Here is a 2,818-nt window from a genome sequence, read left to right on the forward strand (position 1 = left end):
GGGCGGGGGCAGGGGGCCCGGCGCGGCGACCACGATGCCGGCGAGGAGCGTGGCGGGCGCCGCCGTCTCGCGTACGCCCCAGCGCCCGCGCCTGCGGACGGAGAGTACGCGGGCGAGGACCAGGGCCGTGGCGATCAGGAGCGATCCCGCGAGCAGGTGCATGGGGAAGAGCTACCCGGGCCGGGCGGGTGCGCAACCCTCGGTGACGGGCCCGATCTTCACAACACCGGTGAGACAGCAATAGTGTTCCACCGGAGGGCCCGGCGGGACCGGCGCGGACGGCGGCCGGGGGACGGCGGGGCCGGGCGAGGGGGATGCGCGCCGCAGCCCCGGAGGAGGAGCATCGTGGCAGTCACCCGTAGCGCACGCACCCCCGCGACGCCCGCCGCCCCGGAACCGGGGTCGGAGCCCGCCTACACGGTGGACGAGCTGGCCGTCCGCGCGGGTCTCACGGTCCGTACCGTGCGGTTCTACGCGACGCGCGGGCTGCTCCCGCCGCCCCGGATCGGGCCGCGCCGCATCGGCCTGTACGGGCCCGGGCACCTCGCGCGCCTCGCGCTCGTGGACGACCTGCGGCAGCAGGGCCTCACGCTCGCCGCGATCGAGCGGTACGTGGCGCGGCTGCCCGAGGGGACGACGGCGTACGAGCTGGCCCTGCACCGCGCGCTGGTCGCCTCCTGGCTGCCCGAGGCGGCCGTGGAGTGCGGGCGCGCGGAGGCGGAGGAGCGGATCGGGCGGCGGCTCGGCGCGGAGGAGCTGGGACGCCTCGCGGCGATGGGGGTGCTCGTGCCGGTGGCGGGCGCCGGGGAGCGGTACGCGCTCGACACCGCCCTCGTCGGGCTCGCCGTGCGCCTGCTCGACCTGCCGCTGTCCCGGGAGGCGATCGGCGCGGCGCGCGAGGTGCTGCTGCGCAACGCGGCCCGGACGGCCCGCGAGCTGGGCGAGGTGTTCCGGGGCGAGGTGGGCGTGCGGGAGGCGGCGGAGGCGCGGTCGCTGTCGGCGCACACGCGGCCGCTCGTGCTCCAGGCCCTGCTCACCGCCTTCCAGCGCTCGCTCCACGAGGAGCTGAGAGGCGCGGTCCCCGCGCGCGACGGGGACCGGGTGGACGAAGGCGACGGGGAGCGGGGCGGGGGCTGACCGGCGCCCGGTCCGCCCGCGTACCGGCCGGCTCCCCCGCCCGGGCCGGTTCCGGTCCCGCTCCCCCGCCCGCGTACCCGTCGGCCCCCGATCCGGGCCGCGTACCGGCCGGTTCCCGGCGGCCCGCTCAGTCCGGGTCGGCGTAGGGTTCCCCTCGCTCGGCCCGGGCCACGAGCGAGGCGGGCGGCTCGAAGCGCTCGCCGTAGCGGGCGGCGAGCGCGCGGGCGCGCGCCACGAAGCCGGGCAGGCCGCCCTCGTACCCGTTGATGTACTGGAGGACGCCGCCGGTCCAGCCGGGGAAGCCGATGCCGAGGATCGAGCCGATGTTCGCCTCCGCGACGGAGCCGAGGACGTGCTCCTCGTCCAGGAGCCGCGCGGAGTCGAGCGCCTCCGAGAAGAGCAGCCGTTCGCGCATGTCGCGGAAGGGGATCTCGGTGCCCGGCTTCGTGAAGTGCTCGCGCAGCCCGGGCCACAGCCTCCCCCGCCTGCCGTCCTCGTACGTGTAGAAGCCGGCACCCGCCGCCCGTCCGGGGCGGCGGAACTCGTCCACCATGCGGTCCAGGACGGCGTCGGCCGGGTGCACCGGCCACGTGCCACCCGCCGCCTCGGCGGCGGCGCGGCTCTCGTCGCGGATCTGGCGCGGCAGGGTGAGGGTCAGTTCGTCCACGAGGGCGAGGACCTTCGCGGGGTACCCGGCCTGGGCGGCGGCCTGTTCGACGGAGGCGGGCTCGATGCCCTCGGCGACCATCGCCACGCCCTCCCGGAGGAACTGGCCGATGACCCGCGAGGTGAAGAAGCCGCGCGAGTCGGCGACGACGATGGGCGTCTTTCCGATCCGGCGCACGAGGTCGATCGCGTGCGCGAGGGCTTCCTCGCCGGTGCGTTCGCCCTTGATGATCTCCACGAGCGGCATCCGGTCGACGGGCGAGAAGAAGTGCAGCCCGATGAAGCCGGACGGGCGCTCGACGCCCTCGGCCAGGGCCGTGATGGGGAGCGTGGAGGTGTTGGAGCACAGGAGGGCGCCGGGCGCGACGACGTCCTGGACCTCCTGGAAGACGCGCCGCTTGAGCGCGGCGTTCTCGAAGACGGCCTCGATGACGGTGTCGCAGCCCGCGAGGTCCTTCGCCTCGGCGGCCGGCGTGATGCGCGCGAGGACTTCCGCCTTGTCGGCCTCGGTCCTGCGGCCCCGCGCGACGGCCTTCGTGAGCAGCTTCTCGGCGTACGCCTTGCCGCGCGCCGCCGCCTCGGGACCGACGTCCTTGAGGACGACCTCGATGCCCGCGCGGGCGCACGCGTAGGCGATGCCCGCGCCCATCATCCCGGCGCCGAGCACGGCGACCTTCGCGGGCTCCCGGCGCGGTACCCCGGCGGGGCGGGCGGTACCGGCGTTGACCTTCTGGAGGTCGAAGAAGAACGCCTGGATCATGTTCTTCGCGGTCTGCCCGGTGACGAGGCTCGTGAAGTAGCGGGCCTCGATGGTCTGCGCGGTCCCGAAGTCGACCTGGGAGCCTTCGACGGCGGCGGCCATGATGGCCCGCGGAGCCGGGTAGGGGGCGCCACCGGTCTGCTTGCGGAGGTTGGCGGGGAACGCGGGAAGGTTCGCGGCGAACTTCGGCTGGGCCGGGGTGCCGCCGGGGACGCGGTACCCGGGGCGGTCCCAGGGCTGCGCGGACTCGGGGTG

At 76.1% G+C, this 2,818-nt stretch carries 2 protein-coding genes; one reads left to right on the top strand and one right to left on the bottom strand.

Annotated elements, in window-relative coordinates; all coding sequences use genetic code 11:
- Window positions 1-345 precede the first annotated feature (345 nt).
- Complete coding sequence (locus SSBG_RS02725) at window positions 346-1,137, top strand: MerR family transcriptional regulator (RefSeq protein ID WP_008744703.1); 792 nt, start codon at window positions 346-348, stop codon at window positions 1,135-1,137.
- Between the two features lie 127 nt (window positions 1,138-1,264).
- On the opposite strand, the gene SSBG_RS02730 is transcribed toward SSBG_RS02725, so the two are convergent.
- A partial coding sequence (locus SSBG_RS02730; RefSeq protein ID WP_008744704.1) for a 3-hydroxyacyl-CoA dehydrogenase family protein occupies window positions 1,265-2,818 on the bottom strand: 1,554 nt, incomplete at its 5' end.

It is taken from the genome of Streptomyces sp. SPB074, from assembly GCF_000154905.1.
In the GTDB taxonomy this organism is placed as follows: Bacteria; Actinomycetota; Actinomycetes; order Streptomycetales; family Streptomycetaceae; genus Streptomyces.